Annotated in this window: 26 protein-coding genes and 1 other annotated feature; of the genes, 12 read left to right on the plus strand and 14 right to left on the minus strand. The window is 31.3% G+C overall.

Annotated features, from left to right (window positions below):
- Window positions 1-75: 75 nt before the first annotated feature.
- Both KQI41_RS02590 and KQI41_RS02595 read left to right on the plus strand, forming a co-directional pair.
- Window positions 76-765, plus strand: a complete 690-nt coding sequence (locus KQI41_RS02590; RefSeq protein ID WP_154440723.1) for an ABC transporter ATP-binding protein — start codon at window positions 76-78, stop codon at window positions 763-765.
- Window positions 752-3,376, plus strand: coding sequence for an ABC transporter permease (locus tag KQI41_RS02595; RefSeq protein ID WP_216584801.1), 2,625 nt, complete (start codon window positions 752-754; stop codon window positions 3,374-3,376). The genes KQI41_RS02590 and KQI41_RS02595 overlap by 14 nt, the downstream gene beginning before the upstream one ends.
- Before the next feature lie 32 nt (window positions 3,377-3,408).
- Here KQI41_RS02595 and namA read toward each other — a convergent pair whose 3' ends face one another.
- A complete protein-coding gene (gene namA / locus KQI41_RS02600; protein ID WP_244971080.1) occupies window positions 3,409-4,425 on the minus strand; it encodes an NADPH dehydrogenase NamA in 1,017 nt (338 codons plus the stop codon).
- A gap of 174 nt (window positions 4,426-4,599) precedes the next feature.
- Here namA and KQI41_RS02605 point away from each other — a divergent pair, with 174 nt between their 5' ends.
- A complete protein-coding gene (locus KQI41_RS02605) occupies window positions 4,600-5,109 on the plus strand; it encodes a DUF6036 family nucleotidyltransferase (RefSeq protein WP_154440717.1) in 510 nt (169 codons plus the stop codon).
- Window positions 5,102-5,446 carry a hypothetical protein gene (locus tag KQI41_RS02610; protein WP_154440715.1) on the plus strand — a complete coding sequence of 115 codons (345 nt, stop codon included), beginning with the start codon at window positions 5,102-5,104 and terminating at the stop codon, window positions 5,444-5,446. Before KQI41_RS02605 ends, KQI41_RS02610 begins: the two co-directional genes overlap by 8 nt.
- Window positions 5,447-5,499: 53 nt before the next feature.
- Here the strand turns inward: KQI41_RS02610 and KQI41_RS02615 are convergent, their stop codons facing one another.
- The 9 genes from KQI41_RS02615 to pdhA all read right to left on the minus strand — a co-directional run bounded on the left by KQI41_RS02615 (window position 5,500) and on the right by pdhA (window position 14,209).
- Entirely contained in the window at window positions 5,500-6,735 is a 1,236-nt protein-coding gene (locus tag KQI41_RS02615) for an aminopeptidase (RefSeq protein ID WP_154440713.1), read from the minus strand.
- A gap of 130 nt (window positions 6,736-6,865) precedes the next feature.
- Window positions 6,866-7,363, minus strand: coding sequence for a SixA phosphatase family protein (locus tag KQI41_RS02620; protein ID WP_154440711.1), 498 nt, complete (start codon window positions 7,361-7,363; stop codon window positions 6,866-6,868).
- Between the two features lie 139 nt (window positions 7,364-7,502).
- Window positions 7,503-8,564, minus strand: coding sequence for an FAD-binding protein (locus KQI41_RS02625; RefSeq protein ID WP_154440709.1), 1,062 nt, complete (start codon window positions 8,562-8,564; stop codon window positions 7,503-7,505).
- 42 nt (window positions 8,565-8,606) lie between these two features.
- Entirely contained in the window at window positions 8,607-8,816 is a 210-nt protein-coding gene (locus KQI41_RS02630; protein ID WP_154440707.1) for a helix-turn-helix domain-containing protein, read from the minus strand.
- Window positions 8,817-8,826: 10 nt separating this feature from the next.
- Window positions 8,827-9,309 carry a DUF2975 domain-containing protein gene (locus KQI41_RS02635; RefSeq protein ID WP_154440705.1) on the minus strand — a complete coding sequence of 161 codons (483 nt, stop codon included), beginning with the start codon at window positions 9,307-9,309 and terminating at the stop codon, window positions 8,827-8,829.
- 131 nt (window positions 9,310-9,440) lie between these two features.
- Window positions 9,441-10,820 carry a dihydrolipoyl dehydrogenase gene (gene lpdA / locus KQI41_RS02640; protein WP_154440703.1) on the minus strand — a complete coding sequence of 460 codons (1,380 nt, stop codon included), beginning with the start codon at window positions 10,818-10,820 and terminating at the stop codon, window positions 9,441-9,443.
- 17 nt (window positions 10,821-10,837) lie between these two features.
- Entirely contained in the window at window positions 10,838-12,130 is a 1,293-nt protein-coding gene (locus KQI41_RS02645) for a dihydrolipoamide acetyltransferase family protein (RefSeq protein ID WP_216584802.1), read from the minus strand.
- Between the two features lie 14 nt (window positions 12,131-12,144).
- Window positions 12,145-13,125, minus strand: a complete 981-nt coding sequence (locus KQI41_RS02650) for an alpha-ketoacid dehydrogenase subunit beta (protein WP_216584803.1) — start codon at window positions 13,123-13,125, stop codon at window positions 12,145-12,147.
- A 1-nt stretch (window position 13,126) separates the two neighbouring features.
- The gene (pdhA, locus tag KQI41_RS02655; protein ID WP_216584804.1) at window positions 13,127-14,209 is read right to left on the minus strand and encodes a pyruvate dehydrogenase (acetyl-transferring) E1 component subunit alpha; all 1,083 of its coding nucleotides are present in this window, start codon (window positions 14,207-14,209) and stop codon (window positions 13,127-13,129) included.
- A 224-nt stretch (window positions 14,210-14,433) separates the two neighbouring features.
- On the opposite strand from pdhA, the gene KQI41_RS02660 reads away from it, so the two are divergent.
- From KQI41_RS02660 to KQI41_RS02670, 3 genes are all read left to right on the plus strand, one after another.
- Complete coding sequence (locus KQI41_RS02660; RefSeq protein ID WP_154440695.1) at window positions 14,434-14,772, plus strand: zinc ribbon domain-containing protein YjdM; 339 nt, start codon at window positions 14,434-14,436, stop codon at window positions 14,770-14,772.
- 203 nt (window positions 14,773-14,975) lie between these two features.
- Window positions 14,976-15,314 (plus strand): YtrH family sporulation protein, encoded by a 339-nt coding sequence (locus KQI41_RS02665; protein WP_216584805.1) that lies wholly within the window; start codon window positions 14,976-14,978, stop codon window positions 15,312-15,314.
- The gene (locus KQI41_RS02670) at window positions 15,302-15,763 is read left to right on the plus strand and encodes a sporulation membrane protein YtrI (protein ID WP_216584806.1); all 462 of its coding nucleotides are present in this window, start codon (window positions 15,302-15,304) and stop codon (window positions 15,761-15,763) included. The genes KQI41_RS02665 and KQI41_RS02670 overlap by 13 nt, the downstream gene beginning before the upstream one ends.
- Before the next feature lie 347 nt (window positions 15,764-16,110).
- Here the strand turns inward: KQI41_RS02670 and KQI41_RS02675 are convergent, their stop codons facing one another.
- Window positions 16,111-17,328: an IS256 family transposase gene (locus KQI41_RS02675; RefSeq protein ID WP_216584807.1), complete on the minus strand. Its 1,218-nt coding sequence runs from the start codon at window positions 17,326-17,328 to the stop codon at window positions 16,111-16,113.
- A gap of 147 nt (window positions 17,329-17,475) precedes the next feature.
- Window positions 17,476-17,643 (minus strand): small, acid-soluble spore protein, alpha/beta type, encoded by a 168-nt coding sequence (locus KQI41_RS02680; RefSeq protein ID WP_216584808.1) that lies wholly within the window; start codon window positions 17,641-17,643, stop codon window positions 17,476-17,478.
- A 172-nt stretch (window positions 17,644-17,815) separates the two neighbouring features.
- Between KQI41_RS02680 and KQI41_RS02685 the strand changes: the two genes are divergently transcribed.
- The 4 genes from KQI41_RS02685 to KQI41_RS02700 all read left to right on the plus strand — a co-directional run bounded on the left by KQI41_RS02685 (window position 17,816) and on the right by KQI41_RS02700 (window position 21,410).
- Window positions 17,816-19,003, plus strand: coding sequence for an MBL fold metallo-hydrolase (locus tag KQI41_RS02685; protein ID WP_216584809.1), 1,188 nt, complete (start codon window positions 17,816-17,818; stop codon window positions 19,001-19,003).
- 10 nt (window positions 19,004-19,013) lie between these two features.
- A complete protein-coding gene (locus KQI41_RS02690; protein ID WP_216584810.1) occupies window positions 19,014-19,217 on the plus strand; it encodes a DUF3006 domain-containing protein in 204 nt (67 codons plus the stop codon).
- A 140-nt stretch (window positions 19,218-19,357) separates the two neighbouring features.
- Entirely contained in the window at window positions 19,358-20,572 is a 1,215-nt protein-coding gene (locus KQI41_RS02695; RefSeq protein ID WP_216584811.1) for a Tm-1-like ATP-binding domain-containing protein, read from the plus strand.
- A 16-nt stretch (window positions 20,573-20,588) separates the two neighbouring features.
- Window positions 20,589-21,410, plus strand: a complete 822-nt coding sequence (locus KQI41_RS02700; RefSeq protein WP_154438870.1) for a phosphoenolpyruvate hydrolase family protein — start codon at window positions 20,589-20,591, stop codon at window positions 21,408-21,410.
- A 58-nt stretch (window positions 21,411-21,468) separates the two neighbouring features.
- Here KQI41_RS02700 and KQI41_RS02705 read toward each other — a convergent pair whose 3' ends face one another.
- A complete protein-coding gene (locus KQI41_RS02705) occupies window positions 21,469-22,011 on the minus strand; it encodes a cupin domain-containing protein (protein WP_154438871.1) in 543 nt (180 codons plus the stop codon).
- A 219-nt stretch (window positions 22,012-22,230) separates the two neighbouring features.
- Between KQI41_RS02705 and KQI41_RS02710 the strand changes: the two genes are divergently transcribed.
- On the plus strand, window positions 22,231-22,833 hold the full coding sequence (locus tag KQI41_RS02710) for a DUF3841 domain-containing protein (RefSeq protein WP_154438872.1): 603 nt from the start codon (window positions 22,231-22,233) through the stop codon (window positions 22,831-22,833).
- Window positions 22,834-22,883: 50 nt separating this feature from the next.
- On the opposite strand, the gene KQI41_RS02715 is transcribed toward KQI41_RS02710, so the two are convergent.
- Window positions 22,884-23,648, minus strand: a complete 765-nt coding sequence (locus KQI41_RS02715; RefSeq protein WP_216584812.1) for a glucose 1-dehydrogenase — start codon at window positions 23,646-23,648, stop codon at window positions 22,884-22,886.
- A 158-nt stretch (window positions 23,649-23,806) separates the two neighbouring features.
- Window positions 23,807-24,049, plus strand: a binding site (T-box leader).
- Window positions 24,050-24,067: the final 18 nt, after the last annotated feature.

Below are 24,067 nucleotides of genomic sequence, written 5' to 3' on the forward strand. Positions count from 1 at the left end.
AAGGTTGACACCATATAATATAAATATGATGTTATTACTTACAGTTAATGAGATAAATATAATAGGAGGGATAAAATGGATGTGGTGAAAGTCGTTGATTTATGTAAATCCTATGGTACAGGAAATACTAAAGTAGAGGCTTTAAAAAATATTAATTTAACTATAAAAAATGGAGAATTTGTAGCAGTAGTAGGGGCAAGTGGTTCTGGGAAATCCACTCTTTTACATTTGTTAGGTGGAGTAGATAAGCCTACAAGTGGAAAAATATATATAGATGGAGTAGATATATATAATCTTTCTGAAAAGGAACTGGCTATATTTAGAAGAAGAAAGGTAGGATTTATATTTCAATTTTATAATCTTGTTCCAGTTCTCACGGCAGAGGAAAATATATTATTACCTTTACTTTTAGATACAAAGAAAGTAAATAAAGAACATCTTGAAGAATTAATAAATATTCTTGGATTAGAAGATAGAAAACATCATTTGCCAAATGAACTCTCAGGAGGACAGCAGCAAAGAGTATCTATAGGCAGGGCATTGGTATACAAACCCTCTATAGTGTTGGCAGATGAGCCTACAGGAAACTTAGATAGTAAAAATAGTAAGGAGATAATAGATTTACTTAAAATATCTGTAAGAAAATATAATCAAACATTGATACTTATAACCCATGATTTAAATATTGCTTCTCAAGCTGATAGGATAATAACCATAGGAGACGGCAATATTATAAATGAGGTGATTAACAATGCAAAGTTATAAAGAAATCACCTATAGATATTTGAAAGGACAAAAAAACAGGACATTACTTACTATATTGGGAATTATTTTATCTGTAGCACTTATTTCAGCAATAGGAACTATAATTGTATCTGTAAGAGGAGCATTGATTGCAGATGCCATAAGAGAAAATGGTTCTTATCATGCTAAATTTAATGAGATGAATAGGGATAGTATAAATAAATTAATAAATCATGTAGAAGTATCAGAAGCAGGAATTGGTAAGTTTGAAGGTTCGGCTATAGTACAGGAAACAACTCAAGGAGAAAGGGAAGAATACAGATGGGACATTCCATATAGATATATAGAAATAGAAGGTCTTGAAGATAAAGCTCTAGAAATGCTTCCTCTTAATATAGATGAAGGAAGGCTTCCAAAAACACCAGATGAAATAGCTATAGAGCATTGGGTGGCTAATTATTTTTATAAAGAGGTACAATTAGGAGATAAGATAAAATTAACAGTTGGAAATAGAGTGATTGGAAATGATGAAGAGACCTCAGACGGAAACATTATTAGAAAAGAAACCTTTGAGAAAACTGGAGAAAAGGAATATACAGTTGTAGGTTTTATAAAACCTCAATATATTTGGAAAGGAAACTTAGTTACTAAAGGGGTTATTGGATTAGATAATAAGACAGAAGAAGGAAGTTATAGTGCTTATATAAAGATTCCAAATGTAAAAGACGCATATGAAAAAGTAACATCAATTGCAAAGGATTTGGGAAAGACAGAAAATGACTTTGAATATAATTATAGAGTATTGAGATTATATGCAGAAAGCATGAGTGAAACATTTGATAAATCCATGGTAATTCTTTTATTGTTTGTAGTAGGATTGATTATAGTATCTACTATAGCAGTTATATATAATGCTTTTAATATTTCAGTATTAGAAAGAATAACTCAATTTGGACTTTTGAGATCAGTTGGAGCTACACCAAGGCAAATTAAAGGGATAGTCCTTAAAGAAGCTATGATTCTTAGTATAATAGGTATTCCAATAGGGTTGTTTTCAGGAGTATTTGCCATGAGAGTAGTTTTATATATCATTAATTTATTAAAAGCAGATATACTTGTTTTTAGTGATATGAAAATAACCATATCAGGAATTGTATTTCTAATCAGTACTGTAATAGGATTAGTTACAGTATTTTTATCTGCCATAGGTCCAGCAATAAAAGCAGGAAAGGTGTCTCCAGTGGAAGCAGTTAGGAATACGGGAAGTATTAGGAAAGAAAAGATTGGTAAAACTAAAAATACTATATTTATCAGAAAAATCTTAGGAGTAGAAGGAGAAATTGCATATAAGAATCTAAGAAGAAATCGAAAGAGATTTATAATAACGGTATTTTCCATGGTTATAAGTATATCTCTATTTATTACATTTTCTAGTTTCTCAAATTTTATGTTTAAGATGGGTGTTGTAGAAAGTAGCAATATGGGAAATTTCTCTATCTATGGGGATATAGATGATAATGCAGAAAAAATATATAGAGAGTTAAAAGATATAGAGGATATAAAGAGAGTATATAAAGTAACCTTTAATAATGGAGAAGTCTTAATCAAAGAAAACCGAATTAGCAAGGATATGATAAAAATGGCTCCTATGTTATTTGAAAATAAGAAAGATGATTTAATTGAGATAAATAATGCTCAAATATTTACTATTGGAGATGAAAATTTAGAGGTTTTAAAGGGATTATTAAAAGAAGGGACTTTAGATATAGATAAACTAAATAAAGAAAATGGAGTATTGGTTATAAATAGTACCTATGCCCATAACCAAAAAACTAAGAGGAATTCTTTGATGGAAGGATATAAATTAAAGGTAGGAGATAAACTACCTTATGCTTCCTATGATTTAGATAAAGAAGGAGCAGATCGTGTTTACAAAGAACTAACAGTGGCAGGAGTATTGGAAAAAGGTATATTAGATATGGAATATAATCTAAATGGCAGTATAAATATAATAACTACAGAAGAGGTATTAAATAATTTATTAATGACAAATGATGAAGAGATTGATGATAGTATAAGTAGATACCGTACAAATATGTATATTGATATGACTGAGGATGGAGACATTGAAAATATAAGGTCTTATTTGGATAAATTAGAGGAAAGAACACCAGGGTTTCATTATATAGATTATGCGGAATCAGCTAAGGAAAATAAGATAGTAAGTATAATTGTAAGTATATTTTTATATGGTTTTGTAGCCATAATCACTTTAATAAGTTCAATAAATATAATAAATACCATAAGTACAAATATTATATTGAGAACTAAGGAAATCGCAATGATTAAAGCCATAGGTATGACTCAATCTGGTATTAAGAGAATGGTAGCATTCGAAAGCCTTTTCTATGGTATATATGCTACGATATTTGGTGGAACAATAGGGACAGTATTGTCATATATATTGTTTAATATATTAATGAGAATTAGAGAATTTCAATGGATGATACCATGGAAGAATATATTCATTGCCTGTATAGGGGCTGGAATAATAGCCTTATTATCTGGAGCATATCCCCTTAAGAGAATCAATGATAAAATCATAGTGGAAAGTATAAAAGCAGAAAATTAAAGTAAAAAAGATAGGGATTTCCCTATCTTTTTTTAAAAGTATCCTCTTTCATATTGTCTAGGATATTTTATATCTAAATTATTATCATAAGCCATATTCAGTACAAAATATGGGTCACGAAGAAGTCCCCTGCCAATGGCTACTAAATCAGCTCTATTATTATAAAGAATTTCTTCTATTTGGTCAGATTCTTTAATAAGTCCTACTGCAATTGTAGGCATATTACATTCTTTTTTTATGATATCAGAATGAGATACTTGGTATCCTGGGAATATTGGAAATTTAGCATTGATTAGTCCTCCAGTACTTACATGAACCATATCTATATTTTCTTTTACTTCATTGATAATATTCACCATTTCATATTTATCAATTCCATCATTGTCATAATCATCAGCAGATACCCTAAGAAGAATAGGCTTTTCTTTAGGCCATACTTCTTTTACAGATTCTAATATTTCCTTTAAAAATCTAGTTCTATTTTCTATACTACCACCATATTCATCAGTTCTCTTATTTGTAATAGGAGATAAGAATTCATGTATCAAATATCCATGGGCTCCATGAATCTCTATGGAATCAAAACCAGCCTCATTGGCACGCCTTGAAGCATCTCTGAAAGCCAATACCAATTTTTTGATTTCTTCCTTTGATAATTCACGGGGTATTCTATATTTTTCATTAAATGGAATTGCTGAAGGGGCTACAATATATTCATCATTGGACTCACATTTTCTTCCTGCATGGGCTAATTGTATGGCTATTTTACTGCCGTGAGATTTCACACCATCTACTAATGATTTTAATCCTTCTATATGTTCATTATTCCAAATACCTAGATCATTACTGGTGATTCTGCCATTGGGAACTACACCAGTGGCTTCAACAATGATTAATCCCACATCACCTATGGCTCTAGATATATAGTGAATTTTGTGGAAGTCCTTAACCATTCCACTTTCATCAGAAGAATACATACACATTGGAGGCATTACAATCCTATTTTTTAATTCCATATCTTTAATTTTATATGATGTTAAACTTTTCAAATATATCACCGTCCTTTAAAGATATACTTACCCATAGTGGTAAAATTATCACTGCATAGTATTTTATATATTCTTTTAATAGTGAATAGAGAATTGTAAAACTATATGGTATAATATATTTAAATAATGATTTACATAATATATATTAGTTGATGTAATAAATGGGGGCTAAATATGAATTTGAAGGAAGAATTAGAAGATCGAATTTTTGATATGGAAAAGGTTTCACAGGTTTTTAATATTGAACCCTTTGATATATATTTTCTAGGAGGATCTGCATGTATATTAGGAGATTATACTGAAAGAGCAACTAGAGATTTTGATTTCATAGATTTAGATTATCCTTCTAAATTAGGTCGAGTTTTTGTACTCTTAAGAGATTTTGATATGCTAGAATATGAAAGTACATTAATATCACCTAAATTTAGAGAAAGAGCTAAAAGATTGGATAAGTTTACATATTTAAATATTTATTTGCTATCAGTGGAAGATATAATTGTGAGTAAAATCATCAGGTTGGCGGAAAAGGATTTAGAGGATATTGATATACTTATTAATATGGCTAATAAGGAATTAATAAATGAAATCATATGTGAAGTTTTATCTAGAAATGATTTGTATAAGTCAAAAAAAGAACAATTTAAAAGACAATTAGTACGGTTTAGGGAGAGATATAATGTATAGGATAGTATGTGAAAGCTATGAGAACTATAAAAATGATTTTTTGCCATATGATAGTGATAACTATCGTTATAAGATTACTATACCATTGGAATTGATACAGGACTTATCTTTATATGAACAAGAAAAAAAACATAATACCCTAAAATATCAAAAATTAGAAAATCTTATATATCTTTTAAAAAATAATATCAATGAATATCCTGACTATAAATCATTCTTATGGAGCTTAGAATCTAGAGGAATATATGGGAAGGATTATGGTGTTATTTCTGAGGAAGAATTTAGGGAATTGACTAAAATTATAAATATGTTTCTAAAATTGTCCTATTGGGGTTAATTTAATAATAAAGGATAAGCAAACTTGCTTATCCTTTATCTTATATATTTATTTTAAAATGCCCAGTTACCATTTTCAAATACTTGTAATTTTTCTCCATCTATAGTCTCACCTATGATTGACATATCTTCTGAACCAATCATAAAGTCTACGTGAGTAAGGGAGTTATTTACTCCGTGTTTTTCTAATTCTTCATCTGTCATATTTTCTCCACCAACTATATTAGTAGGATATGCCTTACCAAAGGCAAAGTGACAAGATGCGTTTTCGTCAAATAGCGTGTTCATAAAGATTATATTGGATTTAGAAATAGGTGAACTAAAAGGAACTAGAGCTACTTCTCCAAGGTGTTTTGCACCTTCGTCTATGTCAAATAAATCCTTTAATACATCTCGACCAACTTTGGCATCATAATCTATAACCATTCCATCTTTAAAGGTAAGTTTAAAATCATCTATTAATTTGCCACCATAATTTAGAGGTTTTGTGCTATATACTACACCATTTACTCCTGTTTTTAATGGCATAGTAAATACTTCTTCAGTAGGCATATTTGGTGCAAAGTATACATCTTTAGAGTCAGTAGCCCCGCCACCAGCCCAAATATGATTTTCTGGCAATTCTACCATTAAATCTGTTCCATTGGATGACTTGTAGTGTAAGGATTTTAATTTCTTATTATTTAAGAAATCAACCTTTTCTTTTAAATTATCCATATGATTTTCCCAAGCTTCAACAGGATTTTCTAAATCCATACGAGTAGCATTAAATATGGCAGCCCATAGTTTTTCAACTGCCTCTTCTTCACTTACATTAGGAAATACTCTTTTTGCCCATGATTTAGTAGGAATAGATACTACACACCAAGGGTTTATATCGTTCATAGTATATTTTCTAAATTCTTTTAATCCAATGGAAGAAGATTTGTTATTTGCAGCTATTTTCTTTGGATCAATTTCTTTAAGTAATTCTGGGTCTTGAGCTGAAATTGAAAGGAAACCTGCACCTTTTTTTGCAAAATCCTCTAAAGAATCAGCATACCATGATGGGAAGTTTTCAAATACTTCCATAGGAGCATTTTCGTATTTTAGTTTTGTAAGGACTTCATCATTCCAGTTTACATGAACTTCACTGGCACCAAGTTCATAGGCATTTTTAGCAAGAAGTCTGACAAATTCAATACCCTCAATTGGAGCATTGATTACTAGGGGTTGACCTTTTTGAATATTGATACCTACTTTAACACATAACTTTGCATAATCATTTAATATCATTTCATGATTTTTCAAAATATCACCTCTTTTATGTATTTACCTATAGTTTATAGGAAATTCAATGATTTGTAAATATATGGTTTAGGAATCTGTAAAAAATAAATCCCAATGAAATTATATATCCATTGGGATTTAAATTAAATCTTTACTTTTCATCAATTTTTACAAATTCACGGGTCTGTAAATACCAGGTTAGTTCAGCTTTAGCTTCTCCTCCTTCATCAGGAAGTTTGAAACAGGCTGCAGTTCCTTTTTTAAAACGAAGGAAGGTTCCTGAAAGTTCTTGGCTCCAAAGTGAAAGGAAGGGTTGCTGACCAACTATAATTGCAGCAGTTTCAGGCTCAATATCAGTAACCAGATCCCTAAGTAAACGAACACTGCCTCCAGTTCCAAGAAAATCTAAGTATATTGGATCTTCTAAATCTAGCTCTTCTGATAACATGTCAGCAGTTTCTCTTGCCCTTAGTTTTGGGCTAGAATAAATTTTTATATTTTTATGATTACCTAGCATTGTCTTAAATCCAGATACACTTTTCTTCAGTAGTTTTTTTCCTCTAAGTGAAAGGGACCTTAAATCATCATCTGTAGATTTTTCCTTATCTTCTGCCATTCCGTGTCTGTAGAGTATAAGATATTTGCTCATGTAAGACTCTCCTTTTTAAATGAATTTGGTTATTAAGAATATTACCCATTTTCGTTAAAAAAAACCATGAAAAATATAGGAGATATTTTTATTTGAAGAAGACAAGTAGATATTAAGATGTTGATTTTATGTAAAAAGATTACTTTATACTAAATAAGCCTGATTTTATGGCTATTCGCCTAATATAAGGATTATACATAGCTGGAGATTTTAAATTTTTAGCCATTAGATTAAATTTAATATTATCTGCCTTACTTTTATATCTATTTTGAAATCCATCAATACCTTTTTCAAGACTTTGAGCTAGATATAGAGAAGTTTTCAGCGCATAGCTGATTCCTTCTGCGGAGCTAGGACTAATGGCTCCAGCGGCTTCGCCAATAAGGGCTATATTATCCATTCCAAGATAAAACTGTGATAATTTTTTGGGTCTGTAAATATATGCACTTTCTCTATGGATACTATTGCTAAAGTTAAAACCTAGATTTTTTAATTTTGCTTTTAGTAGATTATACTTTTCTGCCGTATTGTTTCTAGGTCTAAGGGCAGCTCCTAGTAATAGATAATTATCCTTTGGTATTATCCAAGAGTAGAAATCAGTTATTTCTTCATCGAATATGGCTGTAAAATTATGTGCAGGTATAGGAGACTTATAGGATTCTTGAATTGCTATATATCTTTCAGGCATATGAATATTGTTACTTATTAAATTTCTTATTCTTGAAGATGCACCGTCTGCACCTATGATAATCTTTGTTTTCGCTGAAATTTCCTGTTGATTATGAATATATTTAATTTCATAGCCTTCTGATATTTCAGTGAAACCTTTAAAACATGAATCAAATATTTTATCAACGTTAGATGGAATCATGGAAATTAACCATCTATCAAATTTTTCCCTATCCATATTGAAATAGAATTTTTGATATAAGTTATCTAAATTATTATTCATATCAATAGTTCTTACAGCAAAAAGCTGAGGGTCAACTAATATATTTTTAGGTATTCCTAAACCTAATTTTACAAGCATCTTTTGAGCATCTGGTGCTAATAGACCTCCACAACATTTATGGGAGATTTTTTTGGAATTCTCATTTTTAAAATTCCTTTTATCTATTAATAAAACTTTATATTTATTTCCTATTAATCGTGCAAGGTTTGCCCCAGCAGGACCTGAACCTATAATAGCAATATCATACATAAATTCACCTTCTAGATTTTTAGATTTTCAAATATTTATTATTTAAATATCACTTTTATATTCAAGAATATCTCCAGGCTGACATTCTAATGCCTTGCATATGGCCTCTAAAGTTGATAATCTAATGGCTTTTGCTTTTCCATTTTTCAATATGGAAATATTAGCCATGGTTATTCCAACTTTCTCTGAAAGCTCTGTTACACTCATTTTTCTTTTAGCCAACATTACATCAATATTAATTATAATTGCCATGTTATTCACCTCATATGGTTAAATCGTTAATTGACTTTATCTCTACGGCCTCGTTTAAAAGTTTTTGAAGAACTGCGGAAAACACTGCAATTACCATAGAAGCAAAGCTAATTACTAGGCCTAATACTATAATTCCCGGAGCATCATCTATCTCTGCCATAAGATAAAAGAAGGGAATATTCATAGCATATAATACACTAATTGCAACTGCACAGTATTTTATCTTTTTTAAAGCTTTTACAGATAGTTCTGAGAAAGCCTTATTTTTGTCAATATAGTTTAAAAGTTCAAAGGCTTGATATAGGGCAAAATAAAAAGGTATAGCTGTAGCATATAAATTTGCTGAAATTAAGTATTTTATATAATCCATATCTGGATATAGACTTGCTGCATAGTTTCCTATTTTGGGTATCAAGAATATACATACAAGAAAAATAGGAACTCCTATAAGGATAACAGCAATTTTTAAAAAGAGCGTTGACCCCTTTTTCATAAAAACACCTCCATGAAATATCAATAAATAGATTATAAACAATAATTTATCGAATGTCAATAAATTATTGTTGAGAATAAATGGAAATGTATTGAAATTGGATATAATAAAAAAACTCCCAAAAGGGAGTTTTAAAAATGAATTGGTTTATCTATGGCACCAAAGGCTGCTTCCATCATTGCTTCTGATAGGGTAGGATGAGGGTGGATTCCCTCCTTAATATCGTAGACTGTTCCTTCAAGTTTCATAATCATCACTGCTTCTGCAATCATATCTGTAGCATGACTTGCCATAATATGTGTGCCTAAGACTTCACCATATTTTTTATCTGCTATTATCTTTATAAATCCTACATTTTCTCCTTCAGCTAAGGCTTTACCATTGGCTGATAAGGGGAATTTACTAACTATGACATCATATCCTTTTTCCTTAGCCACTTCTTCTGTAAGTCCCACACTGGCTAACTCAGGGAATGTATATATACATTGAGGTACTATATTGTAATCTACTTTAGATTTCATTCCCATAATGTTTTCAGCAGCTACTATGCCTTCATGAGAAGCTACATGGGCTAAGGCGTATTTACCATTTAAGTCTCCTATGGCATATACTCCATCTACACTAGTTTCCATTCTTCCGTTTGTTTCTACAAAACCCTTGGAATCTAGCTTTAGATTTAGACTTTCTAATCCCTTTAATTGTGGCTTCAATCCCAGGGATACAAGATATTTATCTCCTTTAAATAACTTTTCCTTACCTTTGTGTTCAATTAGAACTCCATCATTTGATATAGACTTTAACTTAGTATTGGTCAATATATTGATTCCTACTTTTTTAAGTTGTCTTTCAAGGGTAGTAGCCATTTCTGATTCTGTAGAACTTAATATTCTATTGGACCTTTGAATTAAAGTTACCTTAGAGCCTAAGGAGCTAAAAAGTGTTGCAAATTCCACTGCTATGACTCCACCGCCAACTACTACTAATTCTTCTGGAATTTCTTTTAAGCTTAATGCACCTTTGCTATTTATAACTTTACCAGATTTAACCATATCTTCTAATCCATTTATGGAAGGAAAGTTTTCCTTAGCTCCAGTGGCTATAATAAGGTTCTGTCCCCAAAGAGTAGTATCATTTACCTTAATTTCATTTTTATTTAAAACAGTTCCCATTCCTTCATAAATATCAATTTTATTCTTTTTCATAAGGGATTCTATGCCAGATACTAACTGATTTACAACTTTATCTTTTCTATTTATTAGAGAATTCCAATCTACTTTTATATTATCTACATCAATACCCACTATGCCAAATTCTTCTCCCCGTAAAATATCCTTATAGAGTTTAGCAGTTCTAAGCATTGTCTTAGTAGGAATACAACCCCAATTGAGACAAACACCACCTAATCTTTCTTTTTCTATTAAGGCCACCTTTGCCCCAAGTTGGGCTGCCCTTATGGCAGCCACATAACCTCCTGGGCCTCCGCCTAAAACAAGAATATCATATTTACTCATATAATCACCTTCTCTTTCTATGACATTAGTAAAAGCATTTCTGGGTTAGATAATAATTGAGTTAGCATATTTAGGAAACGAGCACCACTAGCACCGTCAATTATTCTATGGTCATAGGATAGAGATAGAGGCAGCATATGGGCAATTACTATTTCATCATCTTTTACAATAGGTTTCTTTACAATACGACCTATACCAAGGATTGCTGATTCAGGGTAGTTAATAATTGGGATACCAAATAGTCCACCAATTGAACCATAATTAGTTACAGTAAAAGTACTTCCTTTTAACTCATGAAGCTCTGCCTTATTTTCCTTGGCTCTATTACTTAAATCTTCTACTTCTTTAGCAATCTCTACAATACTTTTTTCATCTGCATTTTGAAGGACTGGTACCATAAGTCCTCTATCAGTATCTGTTGCTATGCCAATATGATAGAAATGCTTTAGGACTAATTCCTGATTTTCTTCATCAAAGGATGAGTTAAATTCAGGGAATTCTTTCAATACTCTTATGACAGCCTTAATAATAAATGGCAAATAAGTTAGATTGATATCTTCGGCTTTAAACTTATCCTTGTGCCTATTTCTAAATTCTACTAATTTAGAAACATCTATTTCATCCATTGCGGTTGTATGAGGTATAGTAAATCTAGATTTAGACATTTGTTCTGCAATAGTCTTTCTAATTCTTGTAAGTGGAATTCTTTCCACCTTTTCATTATTATCATAACTTACTTTTACTGGTTCAGCCTTAGGTTCTTCTACTTTAAATGGTTTAGCATCTTTCTTAGAATTTAAAATATCTTCTTTCATTACTCGACCCTGTGGACCTGTTCCTTCTATAGTCTGAATATCTACTCCCAGGTCTTTAGCCATTTTTCTAGCTATAGGAGTAGCTAATACTTTTTTCTTCTCAATGTTTACATTGACTGAACTTTGACCTTCTGTACTAGATGGAATCACTTCTGAGGAAGCTATGACTTCTCCTACAACCCCAGCAGTTTCTTCTTCTACGACTTCTTTTTTTTCAGATAGTTCATTTAGTTCTTGTTCATTTTCTAAAGAGTCATCAGAAGTATCTATTACAATAAAGACCTGCTCTACTTCAATAGTATCTCCTTCTTCAAACTTCAATTCTAATACTTTACCTGATTTTGCAGAAGGGATTTCTGTAGTGACCTTATCTGTTTCTACTTCGGCTACAGATTGACCTTCTTCTATATTGTCACCTTCATGAACTAGCCATTTCATAAGAGTACCTTCTCTTATACCTTCACCTATATCTGGGAAACGAAATTCAAATTTCATAATATACCTCCTAACTAAAACTTAACTACATCTTCAATTGTTTTTGCTATTCTTTCAGGAGATGGAATATAGTGTTTTTCTCCCCTTGGAAGAGGGAAAGTAGTATCAAATCCTGTTACACGAGTAGGAGGAGCTTCTAAATATAAGAATGCCTTTTCATTTAGAATAGCTACAATCTCTGCTCCTGTACCTAAGGTCTTTGGAGCTTCATGGACTACTATGGCTCTTCCAGTTTTCTTAACTGATTCAACAAAAGTCTCTCTGTCCATTGGAGCAATGGTTCTTAAGTCTATTATTTCCGGATGGATTCCTTTGGCTTTTACCATTTGGGCAGCTTTCTGCACATCTCTAACCATTGCACCCCAAGTTATAATAGTTACATCTTCCCCTTCTTCCACAACTTTTGCTTTACCAATAGGAAGTGTATAAGCGTCTTCTGGAATATCTTGTTTAAAGGCTCTATATATTCTCTTTGGTTCTAGAAATAAAACTGGGTCAGGATCTCTAATTGCTGCTATAAGAAGTCCCTTTGCATCATAAGGGGTAGAAGGGATAACAACTTTAAGTCCTGGTATATGAGCATAAAGAGCTTCCGTACTTTCAGAGTGATGTTCCAATGCCCTAATACCTCCGCCGTAAGGAGCACGAATTACCATAGGCAAAGTATATCTACCTCTACTACGGTTTCTCATTCTAGCAACATGAGATATTATTTGGTTAAAGGCAGGATAGGAAAATCCCATAAACTGCATTTCTACAACTGGTTTTAGTCCATTAACTGCCATACCTATTGCTGTACCTACTATGGCAGATTCTGCAAGGGGAGAGTCAAAGGCTCTCATTTTTCCAAACTTTTCTTGTAATCCAACAGTTGCTCTAAAGACTCCACCTTCAAGACCTACGTCTTCACCGTAAACTACTACAGTTTCATCATTTTCCATTTCATTCATTAAAGCTTGATTAACAGCCTGAACTATATTTAATGTGTTAGCCATATTATTTACCTCCTTCTAAAAAAGACTTGTATTCCAACAATTGTTCCTCTAATTGTGGAGGCATTGTTTCATAGTGATACTTAAATATATCATCAATTTCGGTATCAGATTTATTTTCAATTGATTCAAAAGTAGACATTACTTCAGTTTCCAATTCCTTTTTAGTTTTTTCTTCCCATTCCTCTGTTAATATATTTTTATTTAATAAATATTTTCTAAATCGTAATAATGGGTCTTTATGTTTCCATTCTTCAACTTCAGAGTCTTCCCTATATAAAGTAGGGTCATCAGAAGTAGTATGAGCACCTAATCTGTAGGTAAAGGCTTCTATAAGTGTAGGACCTTCACCATTTCTAGCTCTGTCTATGGCTTCTTTTGTAGCAGAATACATGGCAAATATATCATTACCATCTACTACAATACCTGGCATGCCATAAGCAATAGCTTTTTGAGCTAAGGTTTTACTCTTAGTCTGTTTTTCCCTAGAAACTGAAATAGCGTATTGATTATTTTGGATTATAAATACTACTGGAGCATTAAAAACTGCTGCAAAGTTTAAAGCTTCATGGAAATCTCCATGGGAAGTACCACCATCTCCAATATAAGTTACTACTGCATTTTTCTCTTCTTTAATATTGTTTGCCATACCTATACCTACTGCATGTTGATATTGGGAACCTATAGGAACTGATACAGGAAGTACTTTTACACCTTCTGGCATATAACTTCCCCATTCATTTCCATACCAATATAAATAAATATTTTTAAGAGGAACACCTCTAACTAGCCAAGCCCCTAATTCTCTAAAAGCAGGAACTAACCAGTCTTCCTTATCCATGGCATAAGCACTGCCTACTTGGGCAGCTTCTTGACCAGTGTTAGGAGCATAGGTAAGCATCCTTCCCTGTCTTTGATAGGATAAAGCTTTTTCATCTATTGTACGAGTGTATAACATGGTTTTGTAAAGATATAATAATTCGTCATTGGACAGTACTGGAATATCTTTTTCATTTATAATTTCGCCATGGGCATTTAAAATACTATAATATTTTTCATCTAGAGGGTTATAATCTTCAAATCTCATTTTACTACCTCCTTATATATAAATAACTAATTGATAACTATTATCATTTGTATTTATTTTATTCCCTAAATACAATAAACTAAACATGGAGACATGCTTTAATTTTTATATATTTTGAGATTATTTGTAAATAAAAGTGAACTATGGTACTATATATGCCTATGAGAAAATTTAAAATAAATTATAAATTTATATAAAAATTAATGATGAAAGGAGAGGAAAATATGTCAAGTTTACCAAATTGTCCAAAATGTAGTTCAGAATATACTTATGAAGATGGACATCTTCTTGTTTGTCCAGAGTGTGCCCACGAGTGGAACCCAGATATACAACAAGAGTCTACCCATGAGAAGGTAGTAAAAGATGCCAATGGAAATGTACTTAGTGATGGTGATGATATAATAGTGATTAAGGATCTTAAGGTCAAGGGAAGTTCATCATCTGTAAAAATAGGTACAAAGGTGAAAAATATAAAATTAGTCGATGGGGATCACGATATTGATTGTAAAATTGATGGATTTGGAGCCATGAAACTAAAATCTGAATTTGTAAAAAAGGCATAACTGTATACCTAACATATAAAGACCTATGGATTATATATAATCCATAGGTTTTTATTTATTAAAAAATCTTATTTCTATAAAATAGGCTAATATATTCAAGAGTTAGTAATTGAAACAAAGAGAAGATTTGAAATATGATTCTAACATAAACAAAAAAAGCAAACATATCTTATAAAAAAGAATTGCTTCGGGAGATGATGGGATTGTCTGATTTTTATATAAGTATAGTACAAAATTTTTGTATTGCTTTTGGTGTAGTAGTTGGAGGAAGTGTATTTGCTGGAATAGGAGCAATTATAACTAATAACCCACCCCTTCGGACTATGTTAAACGTAGCAGGTTCTATTAAAATATGGGCTGTTGCCATTGCATTAGGTGGAACATTCTCTTCTTTTATAATAATTGATAAAGGTTTAATAGAAGGAGAGTTAAAATCTATTATAAAACAGATGATATATATATTAATAGCTCTTTTAGGGGCAAATTTAGGATTTTCTTTTATTAAGTTAATTCAAAGGAGTAGTGAAATATGGCTAAAGTAAGAAGTTCAAAATATATAGTATGTCTTTTCACAGGATTTATCTCAGGTATCTTAATGGGGATAGCTGTTTTTACTACTTTAGTTAGCTATAGAATAGATGAATATCATAAAACAATAATATCTCTAGAGAATACAATTGAGGATAGAGATGCCAAGTTGGAAAAATTAGAACAAACCATTAGTGATACTAATATGATACTTAAAGATATAGAGATAAAACTAAACTTTGATGGAGATGAGATGGATAGAATAGATATAGAAAAGTCCATAAAAGAAAAATATAATACCTTAATTGGAAAAGAAGTTAAAAGTATAGACACAGATATACTTTCAGAAGTAATAGATAAAAGAATTTTTAAAATAGAAAAAAAGGAATACAAGCTAAAGGTAGAAAAATTAATATTGACAGAAATATTAAAGATATATGTTAATGTAGAGTTAAAGGAATAATAAGGGAGAATGAAATAAAGGAGAGAATGTAAATAACTTTGTGCTTTAGAGAGAATCGTTCATCTCTAATCTGACAAGAAATATTAAACTGGATAAAACTTACAACTAAATATCTTGATTTTATCTTTGCCAAGACTATTTTATTTTATGCATTAAAATGAATAGTTTTGGCAATAATTTTATATAAGTGATGCTATGACTTTTTACAAATGGATTTTAGCTTTACTTTTATAAAAAACTCTTTTGTTTTTTAAGGAGTTATAGGCTTTAAATCAGTATTACAAGCTATTTAAACGCCCATAATTCCAGATTTAGAAGGTTTTTATATGCCACTCAGTATAATTACATTAAAGATGGACATTTACTCGTTCTTCAAAGAAGATGGATAGTTGATTTATAATTAAATCCCAGCTTTTATATCTTTTGGTCCATTTCTTTATGGTATTTTGACTAGCTAAGTAAAGTATCTTTTCTAGAGCTTGATCAGATGGGAACATAGTTTTAGTCTTGGTTACTTTTCTTAGCTGTCTATGAAAACCTTCTATTATATTTGTAGTGTACATTATGGTTCGAATCTCCTGAGGATACTTGAAAAATGGAGATAGTACATCCCAATTTGACTCCCAACTCTTAACTGCATGTGGGTATTTATCTCCCCATTTCTTTTCAAGTTCCCCAAGGTTTTCAAGAGCTTCTTCTTCATTTATCGCCTTATATACTGATTTAAAATCATTAGCAAACTCCTTTGAATGCTTGTAACTAACATATTTAAAAGAATTTCTAAGCTGATGAATTACACATCTTTGTATTTCTGCATTAGGATATGCTGCATTTATTGCCTCTTTAAGCCCTGTTAATCCATCTACGCTAAATATTAATACATCTTGTAGACCTCTATTTTTCAAATCATTCAAAACTCCAAGCCAGAACTTAGCTGATTCATTTTCACCTATCCAAATCCCTAAAACATCTTTAAATCCGTCTAAATTAACACATAAAACTACATAAGCTGCTTTGCTTTTTATCTGTCCATCTTCTCTTACTTTATAATGTATTGCATCCATAAATACAAATGGATATATTGGATTTAGGGGTCTATTCTGCCATTCTTTTATATGTGGAATTATTCCATCAGTCATTTTGCTTACCATTTCGGCTGATATTTCTATTCCATATATATCTTTTATCTGTTCGTGTATATCTCTAGTTGACATACCCCTTCCATAAAGAGCTATTACCTTTTCTTCAATACCAGAAATATCTCTTTTATTTTTAGGTATTACAATTGGCTCAAACTCACCATTTCTATCCCTTGGTACTTCTAGTGGAATTTCACCAAATTGAGTTTTTACAGTCTTTTGGGTATAGCCATTTCGCCTATTATCTGTTTGTTTATTCTTTTTATCTCCTTTAGAGTACCCTAATTCTGCCTCAAGTTCTGCCTCTAACATCTCTTGAAGTACATCTTTAAACATATCCTTTAGATATGAATGAAGATCTCCTGGTGTTGTTAAATTTCCATCACTAATCATATTTCTTAAAACTTCTTTTGGTAATGTTGACATAAAAAATTCTCCTTTCTGGTTCAAATCATATTTTGATTCTTGCCAGAAAAGAGAATTTTATTTCGTAAAAGCACAGATTATTTTACACTACCGTATCTTAATATAAGAGCCTATTGCATTGCAAAAGGCTCTTATATTAAATTATAACTATTCTTCTTTATTATTAAGTTTTCTTTCAGCTCTTTCTACTAAGTTCACAGTCATAGTACCATCCACAGTTTCTTTATCAGTTAAATCAGCATCTAATTCATTAGCAATTTCTGCTTTCATTTGATCTAAAGCTATACTAGCGTTTCTATCTATTGGTTTTGGCATTAAAATCACCTCTTTTTATTTACTTTTATTTTGTACGAAAAATAAGTTCTAATACAAGGTAATTTATAGATATATCAAATCATAATAATTACATCTATGATATAATTATTATATAAATAAAAATGAGTTAAAGTTTACTATTTAGCAAAGAATAAGGAAGTGAGGTATTAATATGAAAAATTTTAAAAAGGCTAGTATGTTTGTATTTATAATGATTATGATATTTTCTCTAATGGGTTGTGAAGATATTATAGATACTAATTTAGATTCTAATACAGGTGATATTCTAGAGATACACTTTATTGATGTGGGACAAGCAGATTCCATTTTTATAAAAAAGGGACAAGAAGCTATGTTAATTGATGCTGGTAACAATAAAGATGGAAAAACCGTTGTAGAATATATTAAAAATCAGAATGTAAGTAAACTAAATTATGTAATAGGAACACACCCTCATGCAGACCATATAGGTGGATTAGATGATGTAATAGATAATTTAGATATTGATAAACTAATTATGCCAAATGCCATAGCTAACACAAAGACCTTTGAAGATGTATTAGATAGTATAGATAAAAAGGGATTAAAGATTACAAAGCCAAAAGTTGGAGATAGATATACTTTAAATGGTGCAGAATTTATTGTCCTTGCACCTAATGGAGAGAGTTATGAAAGTTTAAATGATTATTCAGTTGTAGTAAAACTTATAGATGGAGAGACTTCTTTTCTATTTACAGGAGATGCAGAGGCACTATCGGAAAAGGAAATGTTAAAAAGTAATAGAAATCTATTAAAATCAGATGTACTTAAAGTTGGACACCATGGTAGTGTAACATCAACATCACAAGAATTTTTAGATGCAGTTGACCCTTATATTGCAGTAATATCTTCAGAAACTGGAAATAGTTATGGACACCCTCATAAGGAAATAATAGAAAGACTAACAGAAAAGAACATAGATATATGTAGAACAGATTTGCAAGGGACGATAATAATTAAAAGTAATGGAAAGAGTTTAGAATTCAATGATAAGGAAATAGTTCTTAATAACAATTCTCCTGTTAATAAGCCAGATGTAGTAATAAGCAATGTAGATAAAATAGAAGAAATAGTAACTATAAAGAATAATTCAAAGGATGAGATTAATCTAGAAGGATGGAAACTTCTTTCTGTAACAGGTAATCAAGAATATATATTTCCTAAGTATGTCCTAAAGGGGGGAGGAGTAGTTACAGTAACTAGTGGTGATAAGGAAGGAGATTTAGATTGGGGAAGTAATAATATATGGAACAATACAAAAAGTGATCCTGCTGTACTTTATGATAAGTCTGGTAAAGAAATATTTAGATTTAATGACTAGGGGTGATTAGATGAAATTTACTATTGATAGATTTGAAGAAGATTTTGCAATAGTTGAACTGGAAAACAAAGATATAATTGAAATCCCAAGAATTATAATTCCAGAGGAAGCAAAGGAAGGAGATATTATAAGTATTACTATAGAAAAAGATGAAACTGATAAGAGAAAAGAGAGAATACAAGGAAAGTTTGATAGGCTATTTTGCGGAGAGTAACTAAGATGAAGAAGGGACTTATAATTGTGATTAAATAAAAGCTTCTGGAAAATTTTGGAGTATATCTATTATTTTATAATCTAATGTATATTTAGGGTATAATCTATAATAATAAATTTAAAATGGAAAGGAGTTTTTTAATGAAAACTATTGCAATTGCAGGGACTTTTGACTCTAAAGGTAAAGAATTTGCTTATGTAAAGAATGTTTTAGAAGAATTAGGGTTAAAAACCCTTACAATACATTGTGGTGTATTTGAGCCTATTTTTGAAACAGATATATCTAATGAAGAAGTCGCAAAAGAAGTAGGAGTTGATATTAAAGAGATTGCAGCTAAAAAAGATAGGGCATTGGGAACTGAAATATTATCAAAGGGAATGGAGAAATTAATTCCTAGATTATATTCAGAAGGGAAATTTCATGGAATAATTTCTCTTGGAGGAACTGGAGGGACATCTTTAGTGACTCCTGGTATGAGAGCATTGCCAATAGGAGTACCTAAAGTCATGGTGTCTACAGTTGCATCAGGTAATACTCAGCAATATGTTGGAACTAGTGATATTATGATGTATCCTTCAATTGTTGATGTATCAGGACTGAATTCAATTTCCACTAAGATATTTACAAATGCTGCTTTTGCAATTGCGGGTATGGTAAATTTTGAACATAAGGAGAAGATTGATAAAAAACCTTTAATTGCAGCTACTATGTTTGGAGTAACTACTCCTTGTGTAGATATGGCTAGAGAATATTTAGAAAAAGAAGGATATGAAGTATTGGTATTCCATGCAACGGGTACAGGTGGAAGGACTATGGAAAGACTTATAGAGGATGGATTTTTTGATGGGGTACTTGATTTAACCACAACGGAGTGGTGTGATGAATTAGTGGGAGGAGTTTTAGCTGCTGGACCTCATAGATTGGAAGCAGCAGGAAGAAATAAAGTCCCACAGGTTGTATCTCTTGGGGCATTGGATATGGTAAACTTTGGGCCTATGGATACTGTGCCTAAAGAATTTGATGGAAGAAACTTTTACAAACATAATCCTACTGTAACCTTGATGCGTACTACTATAGATGAAAATAAGAGATTAGGAGAAATAATCTCTGAAAAATTAAATGAGACAAATGGTTCCACAACCTTAATGATTCCTCTTAAAGGAGTATCTATGATTGATGCAGAAGGGCAGCCTTTCTATGGACCAAAAGAAGATAAAATGTTATTTGATACCATAAGAGATAATATTGATAAAGATAAAATAGAATTAATTGAATTAGATTTTAATATTAATGATAGAGAATTTGCAGAAACAGCAGCTAAGAAGCTAATAGAACTAATGAGGAATAACAAATAATATTGGAGGAATATATATGTCTAGAATTGAGATACTCAAGAAACTAAAAGATGAGGTAACAAAGGGAAATATTATTTTAGGGGCAGGAGCAGGTACAGGTATATCTGCAAAAAGTGGAGAAGCTGGTGGAGTAGATTTAATTATTATATATAATTCAGGAAGATATAGAATGGCAGGACGTGGGTCACTGGCAGGACTTCTTTCCTACGGAGATGCAAATCAAATTGTAGTGGATATGGGAAACGAAGTTTTACCTGTAGTTAAAGAAACTCCTGTTCTTGCTGGAGTTTGTGGTACTGACCCTTTCCGTATTATGGATGTATTTTTAAAACAATTAAAGGAACAGGGATTTGCAGGAGTTCAAAACTTTCCGACTGTAGGACTAATAGATGGAGTATTTAGACAAAATTTAGAAGAAACAGGTATGGGATATGACCTTGAAGTAGATATGATAAGAAAGGCTCATGAATTAGATTTATTAACTACACCATATGTATTTGATACTGAACAAGCTAAGAAAATGGCAGAGGCAGGAGCAGATATTTTAGTTGCCCATATGGGTCTTACAACAAAGGGAACAATTGGAGCAAAAACAGCTTTGACCTTAGATGATGCAGTAAAGAAAGTGCAGGAAATTTGTGATGCAGGTAAATCTGTAAACCCTGATATTATGATACTTTGTCATGGAGGACCTATTGCTGAACCAGAGGATGCAGCTTATGTTCTTCAAAGAACTAAAGGTGTAGATGGTTTCTTTGGTGCATCTAGTATTGAACGTTTTGCTACTGAAGTAGGTATCAAAAAACAAGCAGAAATGTTTAAGGAAATTAAGAAATAAATATAGTTATAAATAAAAAAGCTCTTTTCTCAATATGGAAAGGAGCTTTTTGTATGAGCTAGTATATATTAGATTTCATGGCATCTTCTTTAGTCTTATGGATAGTGCCATGAGGATGTTCAGGAGGTGCATAAATAGCATATAATTTAAGAGGAACGCAGCCTATATTAATTACATTATGCCATTTACCAGCAGGTATAAATATTACATAACCATCATAGACCTTTTCTTGAAAGTACAAATTATCTCTACTATCTCCCATTAAAACAAGACCTTGACCTTCCTCGATTCGTATAAATTGATCATGGTCAGTATGGATTTCTAAACCTATATCATCTCTAGGATTAATACTCATTACAGTAAGTTGTAAATAATTTCCTGTCCATAAAGTAGCTCGATAATTATAGTTTTGTCTTGTAGCTTCTTCAATATTAACTACATAGGGGTTTGGACCGTAGTCACTTAAATCAATACATCTTTCCCAGCAATTGGGAGGCATTACTGGTGGTCTATTACAGCAAGGAGATGAATATCCTAGGTGATTATTATACATGGAATTATTGTTATTTTGTTGATTATATGGATTATAGTTGTTATCCATTATATCCTTCCTTTCATTGGCTTTTTAATAGTATATGTAATATGGATTGAGTAGGTGATAAGCTTGATAGTTAGTAGACAAAATATATTTGTAAAAAATAAAGTATTTGTATTAATAGAACGAATAAAATAGCCTTAGATAATGATATAATAAAAACTATAGATATATTAGAGAACTATCAGATTGGAAGTATTATTACATTTAGGGGGAGATAGAATAATGGAGAACCTGCAAAGAAATTCTAAGAAAGTAAGACTTTGGACTAGGCAAGACATTAGAAGCCTCGAAGATATTAGGAAAAATGGTTTACATAGAATCAAAAAGCGATATATAGAAGAACAATTTCAAGATATTGCTATGTATTATATAAGTCTTTATCAATGGTTTGTAGACAAAGCTAGTAAAATAGTTCCCAAACCAGAAGATGTAGAGTTTCCAATATGGTGTTCAATAAGTGAAGAAAATATGCTAAAGCCTATGGAAGGTACTGTAATATATGTATTAGAAGTAGATAAAGCTGAAGTTATATACTTTGATGGAAGAAAGTGGGATTATGTATTAAATCATCTTTATATTCCTAAAGATGAAGAAGACGAAAAAGATTATATAAAGGATATGGAGAGAAAGGGATTTAAAAATTCATTTTCTTTTATAGAAGGAAAGTATGCAAACTTTTATCCTTTAGAAAAGAAAAGAGTAATGGACAGCTGGATGAGAGTATTTGAAATCTCAGATTGGAACATATTTGATGTACAGGCAAATATATGGGAAATAAGGGAAGATATGATTAAGGATATACTGTATTGGAATGGAAGGATTTAGATTATATCATTAATAAATTATAGGGAACGCCTTGGCGTTCCCTAATTTTATTAATATGCAGTCCATCCTCCATCAACTGCTATACATTGTCCGTTTACATAGCTTGCATCGTCACTTGCCAAGAATACTGCAACTGTTGCAATTTCACTGCCTTTTCCAGTTCTTGGATTGCCAGCTGCACCTGATGTTGCCATATTCATTCCTTCCATATTTATGTTTTTCATAAATTCTCCTGTGCCTATTTCCGTTTCAATTCCACCAGGACATATAGCGTTACATCTAATATTTTTCTTAGAATACATAAAAGCAGTATTTTTTGTTAGACCTATTAAAGCATGTTTTGATGCAGTATATGCTGCTCCAGCTCTAGAACCAAATAAACCACCTATGGACGCAATATTTATAATATTTCCACCGCCATTAGCTAAGAAAATTTCTACAGCTTTTCTCATGGAGTAGAAAGGTGAATATACATTTAAGTTGAAAACTTTTTCAATCATTTCATCTTTTACTTCGCCAACAGGACTGAAATCGTCCATTATTCCTGCATTATTAACTAAAATATCTAGTCTTCCCGATTCTTTATAAGCTTTTTCAACCATGTTTTCTGTGGATTCTTTACACATTAAATCAGCGACAATAGGTATTATTTTTCCTTCTAAATCTTTGGAGCTATTTGCTAATTCTTCAAGTCTTTCTATTCTTCTAGCTACGGCATATACAGTAGCACCTTCTTTAGCAAAATAATAAGCTATATCTTTACCCATACCTGCACTAGCACCCGTTACAATAGCTACTTTATCTTTTAATTTCATAAAATACCTCCTATTATCATAAAATTATGGGAATAACTAACGTATATGTTAATAATATCACAAATAAAGAGACACTTCAACAAATTATATTATATAAATACTTTATTTTCCTATTGCAAATTTATTTTGCATCTGATATACTTTCTTGAAATACAAGAATAAATTCGAAGACAAAGAAGAGTAGTTAATTCTTATCTTTCACAGAGAGCTAAAGATTGGTGGGACTTTGGCAAAGAAGGATTTAACGAATGGACTTTGTAGAAGCTGGTGGAAATCTATGGAGAGTACCCCGTGCCGGAAGCCTACCGTTAACTAAGGACAGGATATGTTAGTATCCCATTAAGAGAGATGCATTTTTGCATAATTTAGGTGGCACCGCGAATTCAACCTTCGTCCTATTGAGGATGGAGGTTTTTTTG

Origin of the sequence: Tissierella pigra (genome assembly GCF_018917845.1) — a bacterium.
GTDB classification, from domain to species: domain Bacteria; phylum Bacillota; class Clostridia; order Tissierellales; family Tissierellaceae; genus Tissierella; species Tissierella pigra.

Coding starts and splice junctions, on each gene's coding strand:
- KQI41_RS02590 (WP_154440723.1), top strand. CDS start 76: ATGGATGTGGTGAAAGTCGTTGATTTATGTAAATCCTATGGTACAGGA.
- KQI41_RS02595 (WP_216584801.1), top strand. CDS start 752: ATGCAAAGTTATAAAGAAATCACCTATAGATATTTGAAAGGACAAAAA.
- KQI41_RS02605 (WP_154440717.1), top strand. CDS start 4,600: ATGAATTTGAAGGAAGAATTAGAAGATCGAATTTTTGATATGGAAAAG.
- KQI41_RS02610 (WP_154440715.1), top strand. CDS start 5,102: ATGTATAGGATAGTATGTGAAAGCTATGAGAACTATAAAAATGATTTT.
- KQI41_RS02620 (WP_154440711.1), bottom strand. CDS start 7,363: ATGAGCAAATATCTTATACTCTACAGACACGGAATGGCAGAAGATAAG.
- KQI41_RS02625 (WP_154440709.1), bottom strand. CDS start 8,564: ATGTATGATATTGCTATTATAGGTTCAGGTCCTGCTGGGGCAAACCTT.
- KQI41_RS02630 (WP_154440707.1), bottom strand. CDS start 8,816: ATGGCAATTATAATTAATATTGATGTAATGTTGGCTAAAAGAAAAATG.
- KQI41_RS02635 (WP_154440705.1), bottom strand. CDS start 9,309: ATGAAAAAGGGGTCAACGCTCTTTTTAAAAATTGCTGTTATCCTTATA.
- lpdA (WP_154440703.1), bottom strand. CDS start 10,820: ATGAGTAAATATGATATTCTTGTTTTAGGCGGAGGCCCAGGAGGTTAT.
- KQI41_RS02645 (WP_216584802.1), bottom strand. CDS start 12,130: ATGAAATTTGAATTTCGTTTCCCAGATATAGGTGAAGGTATAAGAGAA.
- KQI41_RS02650 (WP_216584803.1), bottom strand. CDS start 13,125: ATGGCTAACACATTAAATATAGTTCAGGCTGTTAATCAAGCTTTAATG.
- pdhA (WP_216584804.1), bottom strand. CDS start 14,209: ATGAGATTTGAAGATTATAACCCTCTAGATGAAAAATATTATAGTATT.
- KQI41_RS02660 (WP_154440695.1), top strand. CDS start 14,434: ATGTCAAGTTTACCAAATTGTCCAAAATGTAGTTCAGAATATACTTAT.
- KQI41_RS02670 (WP_216584806.1), top strand. CDS start 15,302: ATGGCTAAAGTAAGAAGTTCAAAATATATAGTATGTCTTTTCACAGGA.
- KQI41_RS02675 (WP_216584807.1), bottom strand. CDS start 17,328: ATGTCAACATTACCAAAAGAAGTTTTAAGAAATATGATTAGTGATGGA.
- KQI41_RS02680 (WP_216584808.1), bottom strand. CDS start 17,643: ATGCCAAAACCAATAGATAGAAACGCTAGTATAGCTTTAGATCAAATG.
- KQI41_RS02685 (WP_216584809.1), top strand. CDS start 17,816: ATGAAAAATTTTAAAAAGGCTAGTATGTTTGTATTTATAATGATTATG.
- KQI41_RS02690 (WP_216584810.1), top strand. CDS start 19,014: ATGAAATTTACTATTGATAGATTTGAAGAAGATTTTGCAATAGTTGAA.
- KQI41_RS02695 (WP_216584811.1), top strand. CDS start 19,358: ATGAAAACTATTGCAATTGCAGGGACTTTTGACTCTAAAGGTAAAGAA.
- KQI41_RS02700 (WP_154438870.1), top strand. CDS start 20,589: ATGTCTAGAATTGAGATACTCAAGAAACTAAAAGATGAGGTAACAAAG.
- KQI41_RS02705 (WP_154438871.1), bottom strand. CDS start 22,011: ATGGATAACAACTATAATCCATATAATCAACAAAATAACAATAATTCC.
- KQI41_RS02710 (WP_154438872.1), top strand. CDS start 22,231: ATGGAGAACCTGCAAAGAAATTCTAAGAAAGTAAGACTTTGGACTAGG.
- KQI41_RS02715 (WP_216584812.1), bottom strand. CDS start 23,648: ATGAAATTAAAAGATAAAGTAGCTATTGTAACGGGTGCTAGTGCAGGT.